We start from the raw sequence: 20521 nt of genomic DNA on the forward strand, positions 1-20521 counted from the left end.
CGGCCTGCGGTCCGGGTGCGGACAGGTGGGCGACGTGGCCCGCGGAACCGCGGGTCAGGACGCCCAGGCGGAGATCAGGCCTTCTTCGTCTCCTAGTAACGGGCCGGGTCGGTGACCTGCGGGGATCTCTCCTGTAGGTCGCTGACCTGGCCTTTTGCTGTTGACTGGCGATGGGGTGCGACGGTCCTGATTGGGTGTCCTGCGGACTGTGTGCGGACTCCGAGCGCTTACGAAATAGCAGCGACGTCGATGCATCCTGAGCCAGGCGCCCGCACCCTCAAGGCGATCCTCCGCTGTCTGATGTGAACCCGGCGAGTGGAACGACCAGCATCATATTGGTCATAACGTAAGAAATAGGAACGTAGCCAGCTAAAGGCATAAATGCGTCGTGGATGCTGAGGGGCTCCAAAAAACCCCATACTTCTGCCCCGGCACACAGCTAGCATTACGTCCCTACATGCGGCACGAGCACCATGCAGTGGAGTCGGCATGACCGTCATGAACAACCAAACCCCTGATGCGGCAGTTCCGGAGAGCAGGAAGCGCAGTGGTGCGGGGCACAAGCTTTCTCTGCTCACCTATGCCGACCTTGCTGAAGCTGCCGCGAGGATGCAGGCCGGCGCTACAAAGACGAAGGCGGGATGGGAAAACCTTCGGGCGTTGCTTAACCAACTTCAGGGTGAGAACTCAGGCGCACTCGATCCTACTCAGGGCGAAGCCTGGAGTATCAAGGGGTTGCGTCTCTGTGGGTTCCAGGGGACTACGTCTGAGCTCTCCATGACGATCGATCCTTCTCCTGGAATCAGCATTTATCACGGCCCGAACGGATCCGGCAAGTCGACCATTGCTGATGGGATTCGTACCGCGATGTCAGGCAAGACAGGATGGTGGACTGAGGTAGCCGCGCCTACGGGGCGAAGCAAGTTCGATCCGCTCTGGGAAAAGATTAATCGGGCCCGTGACAGTTCGAAATCGTGGGCGGAGGTCACACTCGTACGAACGGGTGAAGAGCTGACCTTGAAGTGCGTACTCACCGACGGCGGTGAAGTTAGCGACGCCTACGGCGAATGGAAGACCTCCTCTGCGGAAGTGCGCCGTGTTGACATGGGAAGCACATGGCGTCACGCACTGGAAGGGCATCCGCCCGTCTTTTCCTACGCAGAGGTGGAAAGGCGAGTCCAGCAGAGCAATGATTTGCAGCGTTACATTGCCAATCTTCTCGCGCTGGGCGGGGCTTTCACGCATCTGGAGGCGCTGGTTTCCGAGCTGAGTGAGGCTGCCTCTACTAGTAAGAAGAAGATCGATGTCGCCCTCAGGGATGGAAAGGTTCGAGTCGCCGAAGTTGACCGTCTATTTCGTCTCAAGGAGCCGGCGGTCGATATAGAAGATGTCTCCTGGCCGGAAATTACCGACAGCATCGAGGGCTGGCTGATTAGTCACAAGCTCGTAGACGGTGGTTTGCCGACGGTAGAAGTCACCAGTGCAGACGTGGAACGCCTGAGGTTGTCACTGTCGTCCGTGGATGCTGCATTCCAGAAGCTGGAGGGCGTCCCTGAGCTGACGAGTCCGAGAATCTCTCAGCATTTGGACGCGCTTTACAAAGATGCTGTTGAGGTTGCACCGGGCTCAGCATGCCCCGTTTGTAATTCGGCAGTTGATAATTGGGTGCAGACTCTGCATGAGAATGTGGAGCGGCACGCTGAACTGGCGCCAGTCCACGAAGAGATGCGTGATGCATTGAGTGAACTCAGGGATGCTTCCGCTGTTGTGAGTCACGTCGCAGAAGTTCTTGAGTTGATCCATTCGTCAAGCGGCGCTCACAGGACTGCATCGGCGAGTGCAGCGGCAGTTGCAGAGCGCCTTCGCACTGCAATGAGTTACCACGGGAGTCGGCCTGCATTGGAGGTACGGGACGCATTCCTGGCCTTGAGGAACTCCACTAATACCGCCGGCTGGGGTGAGGCGAGTGGCGTGGCGGTCGAAGCAAGCGAGGTGACACGTAAGTGGCTTCGTGAGCGCAGGGGGGCTCTTGAAAACTTCCTGCATGTGTGGCGGACGGAGCAGGAAACAGCTAAGGAAAGCGCTCTGTGGCAAGAGACTAAGAAGTGCTCTACGACTCTGGCCGACAAGCTGCGCAAAGAGCGGACTGAACGCTTCAAGGAGAGGGCGGATAAGCGAGTCAGGCAGCTGCTGGAGGATGTTGGGATCTACTTGAACGGAATTCACCTGACGACAACCCGGGCTGATGTAAGCGTAAGCAATTCGAGTGGTCAAGAATTGCAGCTGTCAATGCTGAGCGCTGGGCAGAGAAACGCTTTTCTCCTTGCTCCGTTGCTCTCTACTGCCGAGTCTGGGCCGTTCTCTTTCTTGATTCTGGATGACCCTGTTCATGCTTTTGATGAGATTCGAGTTGACCGTCTGGCGTCGGTTTTGGTCGATCTCAGTTCCGAGCGACGAGTGATAGTTTTTACTCATGATGAGCGCTTGAAGCAGCATCTCCTTGCTCGGGCGGTAAACGGACAAGCTTGGAGAGTGAGCCGTGATGTCGAGAAAGGCGAAATCGACATCGAGTCGACGGACGAGATGTGGAGAGTATTGCTGGATGATGCCCGAAACATCGTCACTTGGGCGCCACGGTCGTCTCCCACTGCCTATTTGACTGAAGGTCAGGTTGTGAGAGGGCTGTGTAGGCAGGCGGTTGACCATGCCCTGCATTCCTGCGTTGTCCGCTACTCGTTGGCGCGGGGGCAGGATGTGGCGCGCAACCTCGAATCGATCGATCTGCTCGATAACACCTTGAAAAGGGTGGCTTTCGCAGAAGGGTTGATTAATGCGACCCATGCTGGCAAAAACCCGATCGATGAATTCAACGGGATTTGTGGACCGTACCTGCGTGGTTGGAACAAGGCAGTCCACGGATCGGATGACGCGAAAGCGGATCTGAACTTGGAAATCGATAAGGCGCGAGAAGGGTGCGCATTGATCACTGGCTGGGTCTTCTCGTGAAGCTTGACGGTGCATCTCGGCGGCGCATTGAAATTTTTGAGTTGAGGCTTCGCATCGAGTTGGCAACTATCGAGGCATACCATCGGGTATGTCGGCCAGAGAATCCACTTCTGTACATTAATAACGTGACGGGGCGGCTCTCTATGGTGATCGCCCTAGTCCCTCCAGAAAATGTACTGGAAGCGGTCGGCTTGGTGCGTCTAGTTAGGCATGTTTATGGTCGGGCATCGGACATTCTGCATGGCAGGTCGAGCATGGTGGATGCCCCAGCCGTGATTATCGATGAATGGCGCAGCATTGTTGAGAGACTGGAAACACTAGCCGGCGTGCGGACAGCAGAGGACTCGAACTGAACGCGCTCTGCTCTGAGAGGTGCGGAGTTGGCTTTGGCCGTTCAGAACCGCTGTTGCGGCGAGCCGGACGTGAGGACCGAGACCGGGAGATTGGCTCCGGTAGGTCTAGCGCCAGCCGTCGAGGGATACTTCGGGACCGTCGGAGAGATAGCGGCGGAGCGCGCTGGCGGTGGTGTCCACGAAGTTTTCGGGGATGGTGTCGGCGTCAACCCAGCGGACTTGGGCGTGCTTGCGCGGTTCGCGGTTCTCTGGTTTGCCGGACCAGTCGTGGGCGGCGAAGACGATGGTGAGGAAGCCGTTGGGGGCCTCGACGCCCCAGGCGCCGTGGATGATGTGGGCGACCTTGAGGGACTCGGGCTTCACCGTGAGGCCCGTCTCCTCGTAGAGCTCGCGGACTGCCGTCTCCGTGATGGGTTCGCCCGGTTCGCTCTTGCCGACGGGGAGGTCCCACAGGCCCTGGGCGAACTTGGCGTTCTCGCTGCGCTGGAGGAGGACGACGCGGTTGGTCGCCTTGTCGTGGACGATGACGGCGGCGACCAGCAGGGTCATGGATTCGAGCGCCGGCTTCAGGGCCTTGGGCTGGTCGTCGGTCTGCTGGGTCACGGTGTTCCCTTCGTCGGGCGGGTTGTTGGGCATGTTAGGCGAGGGCCTCACGAGCACGGCGGGCGAGATCGGCGGCACCGGGTACCTTGCGCCTCTGGTAGATCGCCAGAGTGGAACGGATCGAGGTGATCGCCTTGCGCGTCCGGTCGGAGGTCATGCCCTCCATGAGCACGAGGGCCTGGGTCCAGGCGGCGACGGCTTCGTCGGCGCGGGCCTGGGCGGCGAGGCTGTCGCCGAGGTCGGCGTGGGTGAGGGCGTGGACGCGCTTGTACTTCTGGGGGTCCCAGCGTGTGAGGGCGTCCCGGTGCTGCTGCTCCGTGCCGATGTGGTCGGCGAGGTCTGTCAGGGTGCGGGCGGTGTGGCTGGCCACGGTGCCAGCGGCGGGGCCGCTCACGCGGGAGTAGCTGGGCTGGGGGCCGTCGTCTCGTAGGAGGGCGTCCTCGGCGGCGAGTAGGGCGCGCGCGGCCAAGGGGTTCTCGTTGACCGCGGCGTAGGCGCGGGCGTGCGTGATATGGAGGAGCGCTTCGGTCTGGCCGTCGACGTGGCCGAGACCTGTGCGGAGGGCGCCTTCGACGAGGTCGACGCAGTGGTGGGGCCGCTTGAGGCTGAGGGCTTGGTGGGCGAGGGCGCGCATCATCCAGGCGGCGTGGCCGTGGGGGTCGGCTTCGCAGGCGAGCTTGTAGCCGACCTGGTAGTAGCGCTGGGCGGCGCCTTCTTGGCCGAGGTCGTGGTGCTTCCATCCTGCGAGGTAGGCGAGTTCGGCGACGGCGCCGAAGGCGGCCCGGCGTAAGGCTTCGCTGGGGAAGCGTCCTCGCAGCATGGGGGCGGCGGTGTCGGCGAGGTACGCGGTGACGGTGGTCAGGCCGTGCCCGCCGCCGAGGCGCTCGTCGGCGGCGCTGAAGGCCGCGGTGATCTGCCGTACGACGTCCACGTCCTCCGCGCCGACCAGGGACGTGCCGGTGCGGGCGCGGAGCATGCGGGCAGTGGCTTCGTGGTCGTATCCGAGCGGCATGGCGACGCCGGCGGTGGTGAAGGCCGCGATGGCGAGGAAGCGGCGGCGCTCGACGTCGGCGCGGCCCAGGTCGGTGGCGGCGAGGACAGGGTCGGATTCCGCCGGCGCTTCGTCATCGCTGGCCTGGAGGCCGATCTCGGTCTGGGAGACCATGCGTCCCGCTCGGCGGGACAGCGCCTCGGCCAGGTACTGACCTACCCGGCCCGACGGGGCGCGGGTGCCGTTCACCCAGTGCGAGATGGCCGACTTGTTGGTCTGGAGGATCTCGCCGTTCTCGGCCGCGATGCGCCGCACGTCTCTGGCGAGGGCCTCGTAGGTGCAGTCGACCGCCGCGATGACGTCGCGCAGACGCGAATTGGGGTCTCTCTGCGCCGCCACGATCGCCTCCACTCCGGAGCTGTAAACCGCGTATACCGCTTCAACTGCCTTCCACCGTACCCACCGAGCGTGACCACCGGTTCACTTATCAGCAGCCGCCCGGAACGGCGCGACCGTGATCCAGGCTCCCCCTTGGGTCCGGGTGGCACCCCGAAGTTCCGTACGCCCACACCAGGCTCGGGCATTCCTGTGCCCGAGACCGGCCAATCAGAGACGGAGACACGGTGACCACCATCGACACCACGGCCATCACGGTCGAGCTGCCCGAGGCGTTCGACCCGCGCTGGAGCCGCCTGCCCGGCGTCCAGGTCGACGGCCGGCGCATCACCATCGACCCGGCCGAGTACTTCTTCCGCTTCGAGTCGAACACCTGGCTCGTCGCCGACTGGGAGCTGGTCAAGTCCCAGCTCCTGGACGTGGACGAGACGACCGAGAGCGCGGTCGAGCAGCTCGCGCTCGACTTCATCAAGCAGCACAGCGAGTCCACGTCCGACGCGGCCCGCGTCCTGGCCACCGCGTACGAGGTGTACGCGTACCTCTTCCGCGACGAGCACCTGGCCGGCCTCGGTCTGCCGCAGATCACCGCTGACCATTTGCGGATGCTGCGCGAGGCGGCCACGCTCATGGCGCTCAACAAGGTCGAGCTGGACGGGCACATCTCCAACGTCGGCCCGTGCTGGTTCTTCCCCGCCGCCACCTCCGTCGTCTTCGACCTGGACGACGAGATGGGCGAGATGCTCGACGAGGTCTACCACGGCGGCTGGTTCAACGAGCACCGCCGCATCGAGTCCATCAAGGCGCACGCCGCGCTCGGCGGCCGGCTCGTGCACGGCTGCCAGTCCGTGCCGGACCAGTCCGGCGGCGTGGTCGCGCCCTACGGTGCCTCGATGGCGAACTTCCGCGACGACCTCGCCGCGTTCAAGACGGGCTGGATCGAGCAGGTCTACGCCCACCGCGTGAGCTCCGCCGCTTAACCCACCCGATCAGGCTCCGGGGCGGGCCGGCATCCCTCGCCCGCCCCGGACGCCACCACCCCTCCCCGGAGCCCCACGTGACCACGAACCCCAGCGCCGAACTCCTCGACAACCTGCTCACCGCGACCGGCCAGACCACCGCCGTACGGGAGGAGGTGCGCGTGTGGTCCATGTCCGGCGTCGAGCGCGTGACCTTCCCCGACGGCTCCACGGCCATCTTCAAGTACGCCAAGAAGCCCTTCGACAGCGAGGACCAGGCCCTCCGCCTGGCCCATACCCTCGGTGTACCCGTCCCCCAGGTCCACGCCTCCGCCGTCCTGGACGGCTGGCTCGGCATGCTCATGGAGGACCTCGGACCGTCCGTCCGCGAGGCCGACGACCTCGACGGCGTCGCCGCGGCCGTAATCCTGCACGGAACCCGTACGGCTCCGCCCTTGCCCGTCCTCGACCAGGAGCGGCTGCGGACGCTCCCGGCCCGGGCGCTGGAGCACCTCGAACGGCTGCGCAAGGCCGACCGATGGCAGGGGGCCGACGACGTCGAGGACGCGCTCGACCGGATCGCCCAGGCCGCCGAGGCCCGCTCGGCCGGAGCGACGCTGGAGCCGTTCGGCTGGGTGCACTCCGAGTTCCACCCCACCAGCCTCCACATCGGCGAGCGCGGCTGGAGGCTGCTCGACTTCGCCCGCGCCTTCACGGGCCCCGGCCTGCTCGACCTCGCCAGCTGGCACGGCACCATCGAGCCCCCGCACCCCGTGCGCCTGCGCGTCTTCCTGGAGCAGTACGTCACCGCCGGCGGCACCCCCGACGCCCTCGCCCGACGCGGCGGGCTCACCGCCGAACACTGGGCCCTGGGCTGGCACCGCATGTGGGCCGTCGAGTGGTTCATGGAGCAGTCCATCCGCTGGATCAACGACCCGGCCACCGACCCCGCCTACATCAAGGCCGTCCGCCGCCACCTCACCGATGTCCTCCACCTCCTGGAGATCTGACGTGCTCGCCCAGGCATCCCCCTGGCACGCCCACGCCGCCCAGCGCACGGCCGCCGGACTCGCCGAACCGCTTGCTGTACCCACCCGGATGGAATGGACTACCCGACCTGGCCAAGGTCCCGGCGCCGAGATCCTCGGCCCCGACCTGCGCGGCAAGCGACTCCTGGAACTCGGCTGCGGCCCCGGCCACAACGCCGCCCACCTCGCCACCCGCCACGGCGCCCACGTCACCGGCGTCGACCTGGTCGGCCTCCAGGTCCGCCGCGCCCGCTCCCACTACGGACGGCTGAACAGCCTCACCTTCGTCGCCGGCCACGCCCTGCACTACCTGCACGCCTCCGACGAGCAGTTCGACGCAATCTACTCCGTCTTCGGAGCCATCGGTCTCGTCGCCCCCGAGCTCCTGCTCCCGGCCATCGCCCAACGCCTCACGCCCGGCCGGGTGCTCGTCTTCTCCGTCCCGCACCCGCAGCGCGGCGGCCGTAGCCCCTCCGGCGACGACCGTCCGCGCCGGGACTTCGTCACCCTTCCCGACCACACCCGCCTACCCATCGCCCGCTGGGAGTTCTCCACGGACAGGTGGGAGAAGCACCTCAGTCAGGCGGGCTTCTGGCTCACCTCAGCCCAGGAGTTCCACGACCTCCGCATGGGCCACTGGCCCACCACCCTGCTGATCCGCGCCCGCAAGCTCTGACCAGCCATTTGCCCCGGCTTCCCCCTGGAGGAACCGATGCGCCCGCCCTACCTGCTCCTCGACATCGATGGCGTCCTCATTCCCTTCCCCGACGCAGCGGGCTCGGCCCCGGCCACCCACGCCCGCCACGATGTCGTCTCCACCGGCCGCAGCGCCGCCAACCCGGTCACCGTCTGGCTCAACCCCGACCACGGCCGCCTTCTCATGGACGTGATCCGCACCGGCCTGGTCACTCCCGTCTGGTGCACCAGCTGGCGCCAGGACGCCACCACCCTGATCGGGCCCCTTCTCGACCTCCCGGCCCTGCCGCACGTCGACCTGCCACGCCCCCAGATCACCACCAGCCACCCCAACGGCTACCTCTGGAAGCGCGACCACGTCGACGCCTGGCTGGGCGACGCCCCCGCCGTCTGGATCGACGACGACTTCACCAGCCTCGACCACGCCTGGGCGGCGGAGCGCACCGCCAAGGGAACGCCAACTCTCCTCGTTCAACCCGCCCCGCACCTCGGGCTGCAGCCCGAGCACCTGACTGAGGTCACGACGTGGGTCGCGCAGTTACCCGTAGCCCGAGTCGCCTGACGACTGTTGACCTCGCTGCCATGGACAACAGGGGCAACAGAGTGCGTAACGGGCGGCCCGAACCAACCTCGACTGGTGAGCTAGCGTATTCGAGCCTCCTCGTCATGAGTCACGCCACGTCAGGCCGTCGACTCGTTGAGGCGGTACTCCTCGGAGGGCATCGAGTCCCATTCGGTATTCGCGCCGTCGCGCGTCACCATGAACAACGGGCGCGATCGGAGGACCGGCCCGACTAGTTGCCCGCGCATGACGACCCCGGGATCATCCGGTCCTGCGTAGCCCTCGGGCGTGTAGCGGAAGTACACGTCCATTGCCTCGGCATACGCGATTGCGTCGCTCTCCAGCTCCGACAGGTCTCGCCCGACCAGCGGGATTCCGTCGTATGCGACCTGGGGACCGTACACGGCGTCGGCAGCGATGCAGAACAGCCCCACATCCCGGCTCACATAGGCCGTGACGGCAGACGGAGAAGGAGCCGCCCCGTGACGGTGGACCTCGACCTTCCAGGTCGGCGAGAAAATCGCGTGGTGCGGTGCACAATCGCTGACCCTCGTCTGGCCAAGTGTCTCAGCCGCCTCGACCACTTCGTCGACGGTCATACCGAACCGGAGCGGTCCCACGCCGACAGCCGGCGCATAGAACCACTCATCCCGTCCGGCGACTCCGAAATCGGCTTCGGCCTTGAACGCCATAGTCACCCCTCTAGAGACACCTGAGAACTCACCGGCGCCCATCATGTCAATCACCGACCAGCAGGCTGCCGGGCGCGAAAGGCTGTGGACTCAGCGATCGCCTCCGGCGGCGGCTTTCGGTGTCCACGCGAGGGCTGGATAACGGGTCCCGCTGATCTTCTACGAGGTCGCCGCCCTGGCGGCCGACGACTGCGGAGTGGGCCACGGCTGGTCGTCAGGTGTCGTTGCGGGGCGGCCGGCCAGTACGTAGTCGCGGTACTCATCGCCCGCCATGGACTGGTTCACCCAGCGTTCGAGTGCGGCTCCCGTTTGGCTTTCGGCGGCGTGCATGGCAGCAAGCGGCTCGCTCATGGTTGCCAAGAGCAGGCCGAAGTCCTCTTCCTCGTCGTCGAACAACGGCGGCAATGAATCCAAGTCGCCCGTCAGGGGTTCGCAGTCGAGAGCGACGTGGAGGTAGACCTCGTAGGAACCTCGGGCCGGTCGTATTTCGACCCAGCGGACCCCCGGCCTCTCGGGGGTCCCAGCCGGTCCGAGGAACTGCTCGACGGAACGCCCCCGCTTGAGGGTGCCGAGGATGAATGGTTCTGCGAGATAGCGCACGCCGGAAGGCTACGGCGTGATGAGGATGCGCGTCCGCAGAAGGGCATCTGATCGGGGTCAGCGGTGTCGACTGCGCTCTTCGGGCCTCGTTGGCACTGGTGTGGCCGGAGGGTGTGGTGTGCCGGACATGGACGACGTTCCGCTGGTGGCGGTGCTTCGGCTGCGAGCTGCTTGCGTCCGCCGGTTCGGCTGAGTGGTGATGCGCCAGTTGAGGACCTCGGCGGGGTGCTCGGCGCTGTCTAGTTCCCGTTGGGTGCCCATCTCGGTCAGGAGGCGTCGGGGGTTGTGGCCGGCGGTTTCGGCGTGGGCGGGGGTGGTGGTCAGGGCGGTCCAAGTGGGGTCGGCGAGGATCCGGTCGGCGTGGTCGGGGAGGGCCGCACGAACGTCCTGCTCGTAGCGGCTGGCGATTGCGGCTCGCGGTGCGCGGAGGGCCAGGTCCGCCAGGACGGGGGCGGCGGCCTGTTGGTAGCCCGCCTGGAGGTGGCGGAGGGCTTCCTGGGCCGCTGCGGCCTGCTGCTCGTGGCCGCGTTGCTCGTGCCACTTGGCGGCGGCGCGGGCCAGGTGCACGGTGGCGAAGAGCAGGGCGATGGCGAGTCCGCCTGGCTGGTTGGAGGCGTAGGCGAGTTCCTTGGCGGCCTTGCGCAGGGCGGTGGCGGCTTGGTGGTCGGCGCGGGTGGCGGAGCGGCGGGCGCGGTTGAACGCCATCGCCGCTGCCTGCAGTTCCGCCTGGTGTGGGCCGGTCGTGGCGCTGGCGATGTTGTACAGGGCGTCGCCGAAGGCGGCCAGGTGGCCCTGGGCGGCGGCATCGTCATCGGAGTCGAGTACGGCGCGGGCCGCGTGGATGGCGGTGGTGGTGTGGCGCCATGGGGCGGCGGGGTCCGCCACATGCCGGGGGCGGTCGGCCATCTCCTGGCCAGGGAGGCGTTCGCGTAGGCGGTTGATGGAGAGGTCGGGGGCGAGTTTGGAGCCGCCGTACCAGACGGGTTCGCCGGCCGCGTTGGTGTCGCCGGGGGCGGCGAGGCTGTAGCCGATGACGTCGCCGGTCTCGGGGCCGAGTCGTGTCTTGACCTTGATGCCGAGGGACTGCAGCACGGTGAAGTAGTCGGCTTCGTTGTGTACGGCGGCGGCGACCGCGTATGCCTGATCGCGCAGCCAGTGCCGTGCCGTGACCGTCTGGCCCTGGCGCTCGGCCTTGGTGCGTTCGGCACTGGTGGGGGTGCGGGGCGCGGTGAGGTCGCCGGACTTCAGGCGGCGCAGACCGAACTCCGCCTCGATCTTGCGGCACTCCGCCTGGGCGCGCTGTCCGTCGCGGTGGGTGCGCGGGCGGCGTCCGTCGGCGCGGACGGTGGTGGCCATGAGGTGGATGTGGTCGTCGGCGTGGCGCACGGCGATCCACCGGCATGCCTTCTCGTCTCCGTCAGGGGCGATGCCGGTGGCGTGCACGATGCGGCGGGCGACTTCGGCCCACTCGGCGTCGGTGAGGTAGCGGTCGCCGGGCGCGGTACGGACCGGGCAGTGCCAGACGTGCTGGGGTGGTTTCTTGCCGCCCAGTTCGCGGGTGCGCAGGTCGACGTGGGTGTCGAGGCGCTTGGCGAGCTGGGAGTAGGTGGCTGTAGGGTCGCGGCCGGGGTCGGGGGCGCCGGCCATGTCCCAGGCGGCGACGATGTGCGGGTCGGTGTGTTCGTCGCGGCGGCCGGGGCCGAAGAGGTAGACGATCAGTCCGCGGGAGTCGGAACCGGTGGAGACGTCAGGAACCATGCGCGGTGCCTTCCGCCAGGAGCTGGTCGATCAGCCGGTAGCTGCTCTCGGCTGCTTGCTCGACGCGGTCCAGCACCGCCTCGGCACGCTCGGGCACCGTTCCTTGGTGGATGGCCGCGGTGATCTGGTTGAGGTTGCCGCCGATGCGGTTTAGCGCGACCGTCTGTGCCTCGACGGCCTCGATCAGCGGGCGGGCCGGGTCGTCCTCCGGGCTGCCGACCAGCTCCGCCTTGCCGAGGGCGACGGCCAGGGCGGCGTCGCCGACGAATCCGGCGAACTTCTGACCGCGCTGGTGGGCGGCGGCGCTGATCACGCTTACAGCTGTCCGTGTGAAGCGGATGGTCTTCTCCTGGTCGCGCTTCTCGACCGTGCGCTTGCGGTTCATCAGTGCGGGCAGGGCGGGGGCGTCGAGGTCCCGCCAGGAGGGCTGCTCGACGGGCGGTTGGACGTCGGTCGGTGCCTGGGGGCGGAGGGCGGCGGAGTCGGCTATGACCCCTTCCAGCTCGGGCGCCCCCTGGCGCTCGGCCTTCTCCTCCGCCACCCCTGGGGCGGGGGCAAGCGCGGACGAAGCCTCGTTAGAGGCTCGTTCGCTCCAGCTTGCTGCTGATCGGCGGGTCAGGCCGAAGAGCTTCTTGCGGCGGCGGGTGGGGGAGTTGTCGGTGCTCGTTTCGGGCATGGTGGTGCTCCGGTGATCGTGTGGGGTGGGGCTTCGTCACGTCCGTTGCATCCGTCCCGTAGCTGGTCAGGACAGGTACGGAGGCGGTTGCAGGTACGGAGTGATCCGTATCGGCGAGGAACTCCGTCCCCGCGCTGACCTGCGCGGGGACGGATGCGACGGATTGATACGGAGCTGGGGTCAGCGAGTGGGCCTGGGGCCGGCAGGCCCGCCGGGCGGGCCGATGGGCAGCGTCCCGGACGGAGGGGCCGGCGGCTTGCCCTGGGCCCGACGTGCGACCACGGCCTCGCCGGCTGCGGGGCCGGCTGGGCGGGGTCGGGGCAGTAGCGGGCCCAGGCGTCGAGGAACTGGTTACGGGCGTATGCCTTGGCCTGCCTGCCGTTCTCGAAGCGGTGGTTGGCCGGGCTGATGCCGAAGTCGCGCAGCAGGTTGGCCAGGTGGTAGGCGTTCAGGCCCTTCGTCCCGTACTCGGCCCACGGCGCCTCGGCATCCTGGAGGAGGGCGGCGAGCAGGTCGTGGCTGCGCAGCGCCTCCTGGTCGCCCTGTTGCTCGAAGACGCGGCGGATGTCCCGGAGCAGCCGGGTCTTCAGCGTCGTCTGTTCGTCCTGGACCAGCTCGGTGCGGGTCATCGACAGGCAGGTGGCGCGGGCCTGGGCGGGCCAGTGGCCGCCGGCCAGGTCTGCGACGATCACCAGGGGCTCCCAGGTGTCCGCGGCCCGGACCTCGACCGGCATCGGTGGCACCAGCCGGTGCGCTGCCCCGCGCAGTGGGGTCAGCCATGCGGCCAGTCGGTCGCGCAGCGCGTTCAGTTCCGGGACGGAGTGCCGGGAACGGAAGGGGGCGACCTTCTCGCCGGGCTTGCGCTTCTGCATGCGGAGCACGACGGCGCGGTCCATGATCGTGTCCGGCAGATCGCCGATGCCTGCCAGCGCGGCCATGGCGAAGGTGGGGAACGCGGTCGGCTTGTGTTCCGGGCCGGAGATCCGCCAGGCGGGGCGGTTGCGCTGGTGTCCAGCGTTCAGCAGGCCCCGGAGGTCCTCCTTGTCGCCGGCCTTGGGGCCGAAGATGGTGTCGGCCTCGTCCACCAGCAGTGTCGGCGGGTCCTCGCCGATGATCCGGAAGACCACCGCCGGCGAGGTGTTCACGGTCATCATCGGCCTGGACACGGTCTCGTGGAGTACGTCAAGGACACGGGACTTTCCGCAGCCCTTGGTCGGTCCCACCACCGCCAGGCGCGGCGCGTGCTGGAGGGCGGGCTGGATGTGGGAGGCCGCCACCCAGAGGGTGACAGCGGTCAGTGCCTCCTCGCTCGGCAGCACGACGTACCGGCCAATCGCGGCGCGCAGCTCGTCCAGTACGGCGGTCCCGTCCTGGTCCCGATCCGCCGTGAGACCGGCGCGCTCGCGGTCCTCGGTCCCCGGTCCGGGTTCGGGGACCGCCCCCGGAGCATCGTGGTGATCGCGGGCAACCGGGATCGACGGTCCGGGTTCGCCGTCCGACTGACCGGAATTCTTCGTCCGGTCCTCGGCTTCCGGACCGGGTCGATGATCCGGGTTCGGGGTCCGGTCCGGTAGGCCGCTGAGCTGCGCGTTCTCCGTCGGTCCGGGTTCCCGGTCCGGGTTGACCGGAACTCCGGTCGGGGTTTCGGTCGCGGTTCGGTCCGGTTCCGGACCGACCGGACCAGCGCCACGGTCCGGTCGGTCACCGGTCCCCGGAGAGGTGGACCGGCCGTCCGCTCGGTCCGGACTTCGCCATGGGATGCCCTGGCCGGGGACCGCAGCGGCAGGCCAGACGACCTTGTGGGATGTGTTCGGGGCGGCGGGGGACGTAGAGTCCTCCATCGACGTTCCTCTCAGGTGAGGGACGGGACGGGCAAGGTCCCGCCCCTCACCGGTTCGTTCGTTCAGGGATGGGCGACGTGCAGGGGAATCTCCGGCCCTCGGCGTTGGCGCGCCGGGGGCCGTTGCTGTGTCTGGGCCTGTCGGCGGCTCACGAGGCCAGGCCCCATTCCTCCTGGCCGTCGATCAGCGTGCGCTCGTAGCGCAGCAGCTCGGCCTCGGGGTAGAGCACCCGCTTGCCGACCTTGATGCCGCGCGGCCCCTTCTTGATCTGACGCCAGTAGCGGACGGTGCTTTCGGCTGTGCGGTAGCGCTCGGCGACCTCGGCGGTGGTCAGGTATCGCAATGCATTCCCATTCGGCTAGGTGGCGATTCGATCTGCATAGTGTTGTACCCGGCGATCCCCGGTTACCCAAATCGGGAAGCCCGTGTTTCAATTTGGATAGCGATGGTGATGATGGAGGTTCGATGGCAGGCGACAGGCCCGAGGGCGGCGAGGTGCCGCTGCTCTACAGCGAAGGGAACGTGGCCGCGCGTGTGGCCCTGGAGCGCGAGGTCAGAGGGTGGAGCACGACCGAGCTGGCGGAGCGGGTGACCAGAGCGGGCATCAAGATGAACCAGACAGCGGTCTGGCGCATCGAGAACGGCACCCCTCGCCGACGTATCAACCTCGATGAGGCCCTCGCCTTCAGCCGCGTCTTCGAGCTCCCTCTCGAAGAGCTGATGTCCCCACCTCTGGAGGGGCTCGACATCGGCAGCCGGCGGCTCGTTCAAGAGGCCGTCGAGGCGTTCTACGAGGCCCGCGACGCGCGCGACCGCCTCCACCGCGCCGTGGTCGCCATCGCTGACCACATCAAGGCCCACCCCGACAGCTCGCGGGCCATCCACGAGCAGTGCCTCCGTCTCATGGGCGACGAGCGCGACGCTCGCACCCTCAGCGGCGACATCGAGGACGGCGGCCACTACTGACAACCGACATGAAGGAGAGCTCACTTGGCCAACATTCAGAAGCGCCCCAACGGCAAGTGGCGGGCCCGGTACCGCGACCTCGACGGTAAAGAGCACGCCCGCCACTTCGAGCGGAAGCTCGACGCCCAGCGCTGGCTCGACGAGGTCACGGCCAGCATGGTCACCGGCCAGTACGTCGATCCGCGTGCCGGCCGCGTCACCTTCGAGAAGTACGCCGAGAAGTGGGAGAGCTCGCTCATCGTCAGTGAGGCCGGCGAGCGCATCACTGACAATGCGCTGCGGCTCCACCTCGTACCGGCGCTCGGAGCCCGCTCCATGGCGGCGATACGCCGCAACGACATCCAGGTGCTCTTCAAGCACCTCTCCGACCAGCTCGGCCCCGGCAGCGTGCGGAACGTCTACGACGTCCTCGTACGCGTCATGACGGCGGCCGTGGACGACAAGGTCATCGCCTCCAGCCCGTGCCGCAGGATCACCCTCCCCGTCATGCCGGACGAGGAGGTCACCCCGCCCACGGTCGAGCAGGTCGAGGCGATGGCACGCGTGATGCCGCCGTATATCCAGGCGGCGATCGTCACGCTCGCCGGGTCAGGCTTGCGAATAGGCGAGTTGCTCGGCCTCAAGGTGTCGGACGTCGACTTCAAGGCCGGCACCATCCGCGTCGAGCGGCAGCGGCTCCAGTCCGGGAAGATCGGGCCGCCGAAGACCGCCAAGTCGCGGCGCACGGTCCCAGTCGGCGAGGTCGTCACCGACGCGCTCCTCGCGCATCTCGCTGCACGTCCGTCCAAGGAGTGGCTGTTCACCATGGAGGAGGGCGAGCCACTCAACTACCGGCGGTGGAAGACCGAGTGGAACGGGGCCCGCAAGGCGCTCCAGGCGGCTGAGAACGGAGCCGCCGAGCGCGAGGCCCGTAAGGCTGTCGAGCTGCCGCACATGGTCACCCACGACCTGCGGCAGTTCTACGCCTCCGCGCTCACCGCCGGCGGCGCGAGCGTCAAGCAGGTGCAGTTGGTCCTCGGGCACGCGTCCGCCGTCATCACGCTGCGGATCTACGCGCACCTGTGGCCGGGCGAAAAAGACCGCACCCGGGCCGTCATGGGCGCCGTGTTCGGCGGCCTGCGGACCGGGTGCGGACAGCTAAGCGGCGCGACCCACGAAAGTGCAGGTCAGGTCGCCTAGAGGGAGATCAGGCCTTCTTGGTCTCCCAGAAGATGCGGTCGATCTCGGCGATGAGCTCCAGCGCCTTCTCGCCCGTCTTCGGGTCCGTCGACGCCTTGGCGGCCGAGAGGGCCTTCAGGGTGTCGTTGACCAGCTGGTTGAGCTCGGGGTACTTCTCGAAGTGCGGGGCCTTGAAGTAGTCGCTCCAGAGCACCGAGACGTGGTGCTTGGCGAGCTCCGCGCGCTGCTCCTTGATGACCGTGGCGCGGGCGCGGAAGTGCGCGTCCTCGTTGGCCAGGTACTTCTCCTGGACAGCCTTGACGGACTCGGCCTCGATGCGGGCCTGGGCCGGGTCGTACACGCCGCACGGGAGGTCGCAGTGGGCGCTGACCTTCACCTTGGGGGCAAACAGGCGGGAGAGCATTGAGCCGTCCTTCCTCGTGATCGTCTTCTCAGGTGGGACATTACTCGGTGAGAAGGGCGATTTCGCGGTCGCCCCCTGGTGCTTAGGTCAAAAGTCCAGGGTCACCATGGGACTCGTGTACGAGTGGACGAGCCGGCGCGTGGGCGGTCGCGCGGGTGGAACGGGAGGTGCCGGGTGAGGGAATCGGGGCGGGAGCGGGTGGCGGAGGCCGGGGCTCCGTTCGGGATCGCCGAGGTGACGGGGGTGTCCATGGTGCCCACGCTGCTCCACGGGGACCAGTTGCTCGTGCACTACGGGGCGCGGCTGCGCCCGGGGTGCGTGGCCGTGGTCCGGCATCCGCTCCAGCAGGATCTGCTCATCGTGAAGCGGCTGATCGAGCGACGTGACGGCGGCTGGTGGGTGCTGGGCGACAATCCGGACGCGGAGGGCGACAGCCGGGTCTTCGGGGCCGTACCGCCCGAGTTGGTTCTCGGGCGGGTGCGGGCGCGCTACCGGCCGCTGACGCCGGGGCGTCAGCGCTCGCCGGGGGTGACGCTCTCCTGGCTGTTCTCGGCGCTGAGGCCGGTGGGGGCCGGCCGGTCGGCCTCCTGGCGCTTGCGGGCCCGGTAGGCGGCCACGTTGGCGCGGGTGGCGCAGCGGTCCGAGCAGTAGCGGCGGGAGCGGTTGGTGGAGGTGTCGAGGTAGGCGTTGCGGCAGGGGGCGGCCTGGCACAGGCCGAGCCGGTCGGCGCCGAACTCGGTGAGGTGGAAGGCGAGCCCCATCGCGGCGATCGCCGCGTATCCCGAGGTCGCGTTGGAGGGGTGGTCCGCGAGGTGCATGTGCCACCGGGGCCGGCCGTCCTCGTCGAGGGTGTCGTGGCCGGAGATCTGCGGGCTGACGGGGAACTCCAGGAGCAGTGAGTTCAGCAGGTCCACGGCGCCCGTGTGGTCGCCCTCGTCGGCCGCGGTGAAGACCGCCCGCAGCCGGGCCCGTACCGCGCGGAAGCGGGTGACGTCCGAGTCGGTGGCCCGGCGGGCCATCTGGGTGGCGGGACCGAAGAGCTCGCGGATGACCTCGACGGACGTCAGGGCGTCCTTGCTGCGGGCCGGCTCCTCGGTGTTGACCAGACGCACGGCGTAATCCGAGTAATAGGCCAGTTCCACTTGTAGTCCTTACTCCGGCGGGCTAGTGTCTCGGTCGGAAGGGGTAACGGTTGTTTCCCCTACGAGGGTATTACGAAGACGGGGAGGAACGGCGATGACCGGAACCGACTGGGCGGCCTGGCAGCAGAGCTGGGACCGTCAGCAGGAGTGGTACATGCCGGACCGTGAGGAGCGGTTCCGGGTGATGCTCGACATGGTGGAGGCCGTGGTGGGGCCCAAGCCCCGCGTCCTCGACCTCGCGTGCGGTACGGGAAGTATCACGGATCGGCTCCTCAAGAGGTTCCCGGAGGCGACCAGCACCGGCGTCGACCTCGACCCGGCCCTCCTCGCCATCGCCGAGGGGTACTTCGACGGGGACGAGCGCGTCACCTTCGTGACCGCCGACCTCAAGGACCCCGCCTGGGCCGCCCGGCTGCCCCACGACTCGTACGACGCCGTCCTGACCGCCACCGCGCTCCACTGGCTCCACAGCGAGCCCCTGACGGCCCTCTACGGGCAGCTCGCCGGTCTCGTCAGGCACGGCGGCGTCTTCATGAACGCCGACCACATGATCGACGAGACCACCCCCGCGATCAACGCCGCCGAGCGCGCGCAGCGCCACGCCGTCATGGACCGCGAGAAGACCGGCGGCGCCCTGGACTGGGCCGAGTGGTGGGCCCTCGCCGCCAAGGCCCCCGTCCTCGCCGAGCCCACCGCCCGCCGCTACGAGATCTACGGCGAGCACGCCGACGGCGACATGCCCTCCCCGCGCTGGCACGCGGACACCCTGCGCGCCGCCGGGTTCGCCGAGGCCCGGACCGTCTGGGCCTCGCCCTCCGACACCCTGGTCCTCGCGGTGAAGTAGTCACCCGGACGGGGAAAAGGGGCGGTACGGGAACCCCGTACCGCCCCTTTCGCCGTATCGCGCCCTACAGCACCTTCGACAGGAACGCCTTCGTCCGGTCGTGCTGCGGGTTGCCGAGGACGTCGCGCGGGTTGCCCGACTCGACGACCACGCCGCCGTCCATGAAGACGAGGGAGTCGCCGACCTCGCGGGCGAAGCCCATCTCGTGGGTGACGACGATCATCGTCATGCCCGAATCGGCGAGGTCCCGCATGACGTCGAGGACGTCACCCACCAGCTCCGGGTCGAGCGCCGAGGTCGGCTCGTCGAAGAGCATCAGCTTCGGCTCCATCGCCAGCGCGCGGGCGATGGCCACGCGCTGCTGCTGGCCGCCGGAGAGCTGGGAGGGGTAGTTGCTCGTCTTGTCGCTCAGGCCGACCCGGTCGAGCAGGCGCACGGCCCGCTCGCGGGCGACCGCCTTGGACTCGCCCTTCACCTGGATGGGCGCCTCCATGACGTTGGCCAGGGCCGTCATGTGCGGGAAGAGGTTGAAGCGCTGGAAGACCATGCCGATGTCGCGGCGCTGGACGGCGACCTCGCTGTCCTTCAGCTCGTAGAGCTTGCCGTTCTTCTCGCGGTAGCCGACGAGCTGGCCGTCCACGGAGAGCCGGCCGCCGTCGACGCGCTCCAGGTGGTTGATGCAGCGCAGGAAGGTCGACTTGCCGGAGCCGGAGGGGCCGACCAGGCAGAAGACCTCTCCGTTCTGGACCTCCAGGTCGATGCCGCGGAGGATGTGGGCGGCGCCGTAGGACTTGTGGACGCCCTCCGCCTTGACCATGGGCTGACCGGTCATGCCGCTGCCTCCGGGGAACGCTTGAACGTGGTGAGGTTCGTCTTGACCCGCTGCCAGGGGGTGGGCGGCAGGTTACGGGTCGAACCACGGGCGAAACGGCGCTCCAGGTAGTACTGGCCGACGCTGAAGACGCTGGTCAGCGCCAGGTACCAGATGGAGGCGACGAAGAGCATCTCCATCACGGCGCCGGCCGTGCTGCCGATGTTCGAGGAGGCCCGCAGGAGTTCGGTGTACTGCACGGCCGAGACCAGGGACGAGGTCTTCAGCATGTTGATGAACTCGTTGCCCGTCGGCGGCACGATGACCCGCATGGCCTGCGGCAGGACGACCCGCCCCATGGTCTTGGTCTGGGACATGCCGAGCGCGTGCGCCGCCTCGGTCTGGCCCTCGTCGACGGACTGGATGCCCGCGCGGACGATCTCCGCCATGTAGGCGCCCTCGTTGAGGCCGAGGCCGAGCAGCGCGACCATGAACGGCGTCATGACGTCGACGGTCTCGTTCTTGTAGATCGGCCCGAGGTTGATGTACTCGAAGATCAGCGACAGGTTGAACCAGACCAGCAGCTGCACGTACACCGGGGTGCCGCGGAAGAACCAGATGTACAGCCAGGCGACGGCGCCGGTCACCGGGTTCTTCGACAGGCGCATCACGGCGAAGACGATGCCGAGGACGAGGCCAAGCGCCATCGAGGAGACGCTGATGATCACGGTGTTCGCCAGGCCGTCGAGGATCGACGGGTCGAACAGCTTGTCCCACACCGTGTCCCAGATGATGTTGCCCTGGGAGAAGGCGTAGACGAGCCACCCGAGCAGCGCGACGACCACGACGCCGCTGACCCAGCGGCCGTAGTGGCGTACGGGGATGGCCTTGATGGCCTCGTACGGCGTGCCCGAGGGGCCGGAACCGGCCGGAGCGGCGGCCGGTTCCTTGGAGATCTTGTCAGTCACGACGACTGCCCTTCAGTGGAGCGGGAGGTCACTTGCCGGTGTCGACCGGG

20 protein-coding genes and 1 pseudogene are annotated in these 20521 nt (G+C 67.8%); 9 read left to right on the forward strand and 12 right to left on the reverse strand.

Going from position 1 to position 20521, the window contains the following annotated elements; genetic code table 11:
• The first annotated feature begins 489 nt into the window (after positions 1–489).
• Positions 490–3006, forward strand: a complete 2517-nt coding sequence (locus DEJ43_RS24705) for an ATP-binding protein (RefSeq protein WP_015036113.1) — start codon at positions 490–492, stop codon at positions 3004–3006.
• Between the two features lie 458 nt (positions 3007–3464).
• Here DEJ43_RS24705 and DEJ43_RS24710 read toward each other — a convergent pair whose 3' ends face one another.
• Complete coding sequence (locus tag DEJ43_RS24710) at positions 3465–3995, reverse strand: NUDIX domain-containing protein (RefSeq protein WP_015036115.1); 531 nt, start codon at positions 3993–3995, stop codon at positions 3465–3467.
• A 1-nt stretch (position 3996) separates the two neighbouring features.
• On the reverse strand, positions 3997–5352 hold the full coding sequence (locus DEJ43_RS24715; protein WP_015036116.1) for an NsdA family TPR-like regulatory protein: 1356 nt from the start codon (positions 5350–5352) through the stop codon (positions 3997–3999).
• Positions 5353–5576: 224 nt separating this feature from the next.
• On the opposite strand from DEJ43_RS24715, the gene DEJ43_RS24720 reads away from it, so the two are divergent.
• From DEJ43_RS24720 to DEJ43_RS24735, 4 genes are all read left to right on the forward strand, one after another.
• Entirely contained in the window at positions 5577–6326 is a 750-nt protein-coding gene (locus DEJ43_RS24720; protein WP_015036117.1) for a hypothetical protein, read from the forward strand.
• Positions 6327–6403: 77 nt separating this feature from the next.
• A complete protein-coding gene (locus DEJ43_RS24725) occupies positions 6404–7315 on the forward strand; it encodes a phosphotransferase family protein (protein ID WP_015036118.1) in 912 nt (303 codons plus the stop codon).
• A 1-nt stretch (position 7316) separates the two neighbouring features.
• Complete coding sequence (locus DEJ43_RS24730) at positions 7317–8009, forward strand: class I SAM-dependent methyltransferase (protein WP_015036119.1); 693 nt, start codon at positions 7317–7319, stop codon at positions 8007–8009.
• A gap of 36 nt (positions 8010–8045) precedes the next feature.
• Complete coding sequence (locus tag DEJ43_RS24735) at positions 8046–8591, forward strand: HAD domain-containing protein (RefSeq protein WP_015036120.1); 546 nt, start codon at positions 8046–8048, stop codon at positions 8589–8591.
• A gap of 119 nt (positions 8592–8710) precedes the next feature.
• Here the strand turns inward: DEJ43_RS24735 and DEJ43_RS24740 are convergent, their stop codons facing one another.
• From DEJ43_RS24740 to DEJ43_RS24765, 6 genes and pseudogenes are all read right to left on the reverse strand, one after another.
• Positions 8711–9283, reverse strand: coding sequence for a hypothetical protein (locus DEJ43_RS24740; RefSeq protein ID WP_015036121.1), 573 nt, complete (start codon positions 9281–9283; stop codon positions 8711–8713).
• 159 nt (positions 9284–9442) lie between these two features.
• Positions 9443–9883, reverse strand: a complete 441-nt coding sequence (locus tag DEJ43_RS24745) for an FHA domain-containing protein (protein WP_015036122.1) — start codon at positions 9881–9883, stop codon at positions 9443–9445.
• A gap of 57 nt (positions 9884–9940) precedes the next feature.
• Complete coding sequence (locus DEJ43_RS24750; protein WP_015036123.1) at positions 9941–11641, reverse strand: relaxase/mobilization nuclease domain-containing protein; 1701 nt, start codon at positions 11639–11641, stop codon at positions 9941–9943.
• Positions 11631–12182: a MobC domain-containing protein gene (locus DEJ43_RS24755; protein ID WP_015036124.1), complete on the reverse strand. Its 552-nt coding sequence runs from the start codon at positions 12180–12182 to the stop codon at positions 11631–11633. Before DEJ43_RS24755 ends, DEJ43_RS24750 begins: the two co-directional genes overlap by 11 nt.
• Positions 12183–12497: 315 nt before the next feature.
• Positions 12498–13792: pseudogene (locus DEJ43_RS24760) on the reverse strand (DUF3631 domain-containing protein).
• A gap of 514 nt (positions 13793–14306) precedes the next feature.
• Positions 14307–14501: a helix-turn-helix transcriptional regulator gene (locus DEJ43_RS24765; protein ID WP_015036126.1), complete on the reverse strand. Its 195-nt coding sequence runs from the start codon at positions 14499–14501 to the stop codon at positions 14307–14309.
• 122 nt (positions 14502–14623) lie between these two features.
• On the opposite strand from DEJ43_RS24765, the gene DEJ43_RS24770 reads away from it, so the two are divergent.
• Both DEJ43_RS24770 and DEJ43_RS24775 read left to right on the forward strand, forming a co-directional pair.
• Positions 14624–15124, forward strand: coding sequence for a helix-turn-helix transcriptional regulator (locus tag DEJ43_RS24770; RefSeq protein WP_015036127.1), 501 nt, complete (start codon positions 14624–14626; stop codon positions 15122–15124).
• A gap of 24 nt (positions 15125–15148) precedes the next feature.
• Complete coding sequence (locus DEJ43_RS24775) at positions 15149–16303, forward strand: tyrosine-type recombinase/integrase (RefSeq protein WP_015036128.1); 1155 nt, start codon at positions 15149–15151, stop codon at positions 16301–16303.
• A 7-nt stretch (positions 16304–16310) separates the two neighbouring features.
• On the opposite strand, the gene sodN is transcribed toward DEJ43_RS24775, so the two are convergent.
• Positions 16311–16706 carry a superoxide dismutase, Ni gene (gene sodN / locus DEJ43_RS24780; protein WP_015036129.1) on the reverse strand — a complete coding sequence of 132 codons (396 nt, stop codon included), beginning with the start codon at positions 16704–16706 and terminating at the stop codon, positions 16311–16313.
• A gap of 174 nt (positions 16707–16880) precedes the next feature.
• Here sodN and sodX point away from each other — a divergent pair, with 174 nt between their 5' ends.
• The gene (sodX, locus tag DEJ43_RS24785; protein WP_015036130.1) at positions 16881–17315 is read left to right on the forward strand and encodes a nickel-type superoxide dismutase maturation protease; all 435 of its coding nucleotides are present in this window, start codon (positions 16881–16883) and stop codon (positions 17313–17315) included.
• On the opposite strand, the gene DEJ43_RS24790 is transcribed toward sodX, so the two are convergent.
• Positions 17219–17848 (reverse strand): CGNR zinc finger domain-containing protein, encoded by a 630-nt coding sequence (locus DEJ43_RS24790; RefSeq protein ID WP_015036131.1) that lies wholly within the window; start codon positions 17846–17848, stop codon positions 17219–17221. The two genes, sodX and DEJ43_RS24790, sit on opposite strands and share 97 nt — an antisense overlap.
• Before the next feature lie 94 nt (positions 17849–17942).
• Between DEJ43_RS24790 and DEJ43_RS24795 the strand changes: the two genes are divergently transcribed.
• On the forward strand, positions 17943–18692 hold the full coding sequence (locus DEJ43_RS24795) for a class I SAM-dependent methyltransferase (RefSeq protein ID WP_041662861.1): 750 nt from the start codon (positions 17943–17945) through the stop codon (positions 18690–18692).
• Positions 18693–18756: 64 nt separating this feature from the next.
• Here DEJ43_RS24795 and DEJ43_RS24800 read toward each other — a convergent pair whose 3' ends face one another.
• Positions 18757–19524, reverse strand: a complete 768-nt coding sequence (locus DEJ43_RS24800) for an amino acid ABC transporter ATP-binding protein (protein ID WP_015036133.1) — start codon at positions 19522–19524, stop codon at positions 18757–18759.
• Complete coding sequence (locus DEJ43_RS24805; RefSeq protein ID WP_015036134.1) at positions 19521–20471, reverse strand: amino acid ABC transporter permease; 951 nt, start codon at positions 20469–20471, stop codon at positions 19521–19523. The genes DEJ43_RS24800 and DEJ43_RS24805 overlap by 4 nt, the downstream gene beginning before the upstream one ends.
• Positions 20472–20521: the final 50 nt, after the last annotated feature.

Source organism: Streptomyces venezuelae ATCC 10712 (genome assembly GCF_008639165.1).
GTDB lineage: Bacteria > Actinomycetota > Actinomycetes > Streptomycetales > Streptomycetaceae > Streptomyces > Streptomyces venezuelae.

Excerpts from the sequence above, each read along its gene's own strand:
- DEJ43_RS24770 (WP_015036127.1), top strand. The coding sequence starts at position 14,624 with ATGGCAGGCGACAGGCCCGAGGGCGGCGAGGTGCCGCTGCTCTACAGC.
- DEJ43_RS24735 (WP_015036120.1), top strand. The coding sequence starts at position 8,046 with ATGCGCCCGCCCTACCTGCTCCTCGACATCGATGGCGTCCTCATTCCC.
- DEJ43_RS24740 (WP_015036121.1), bottom strand. The coding sequence starts at position 9,283 with ATGGCGTTCAAGGCCGAAGCCGATTTCGGAGTCGCCGGACGGGATGAG.
- DEJ43_RS24800 (WP_015036133.1), bottom strand. The coding sequence starts at position 19,524 with ATGACCGGTCAGCCCATGGTCAAGGCGGAGGGCGTCCACAAGTCCTAC.
- DEJ43_RS24750 (WP_015036123.1), bottom strand. The coding sequence starts at position 11,641 with ATGGTTCCTGACGTCTCCACCGGTTCCGACTCCCGCGGACTGATCGTC.
- DEJ43_RS24710 (WP_015036115.1), bottom strand. The coding sequence starts at position 3,995 with ATGCCCAACAACCCGCCCGACGAAGGGAACACCGTGACCCAGCAGACC.
- DEJ43_RS24795 (WP_041662861.1), top strand. The coding sequence starts at position 17,943 with ATGACCGGAACCGACTGGGCGGCCTGGCAGCAGAGCTGGGACCGTCAG.
- DEJ43_RS24705 (WP_015036113.1), top strand. The coding sequence starts at position 490 with ATGACCGTCATGAACAACCAAACCCCTGATGCGGCAGTTCCGGAGAGC.
- sodN (WP_015036129.1), bottom strand. The coding sequence starts at position 16,706 with ATGCTCTCCCGCCTGTTTGCCCCCAAGGTGAAGGTCAGCGCCCACTGC.